The organism is Colwellia marinimaniae (genome assembly GCF_002207865.1).
In the GTDB taxonomy this organism is placed as follows: Bacteria; Pseudomonadota; Gammaproteobacteria; order Enterobacterales; family Alteromonadaceae; genus Colwellia; species Colwellia marinimaniae.
This window is the reverse complement of sequence record NZ_BDQM01000402.1, coordinates 1-250: the sequence shown is the minus strand read 5'-3', so window position 1 is coordinate 250 and position 250 is coordinate 1. Positions and strand designations below refer to the sequence as shown.

1 pseudogene is annotated in these 250 nt (G+C 71.2%); it reads left to right on the top strand.

Annotation, left to right across the window (positions count from 1 at the left end):
* A pseudogene (locus MTCD1_RS19825) lies at nt 1-250 on the top strand (hypothetical protein); the annotation flags it as partial.

The window sequence follows — 250 nt, the reverse complement described above, 5'->3', positions numbered from 1 at the left end:
GTGGGGCACGCGCGCCATCAGTCTGGGGGTCGAGCGCTACCGGCGCCACCATGGCGCCGCGGGCACGGGGCAGATCAGCGCCTCGGCCACGCTCATGTCCTGGGGGCTGCGCACGCTGGTATGGGCCACGGTGCTGCTGGCCATCCTCTCGAACCTGGGGGTGAACATCACCGCCTTCGTGGCCAGCCTGGGCGTGGGCGGCATTGCGGTGGCGCTGGCGGTGCAAAGCGTGCTGGGCGATCTATTCGCC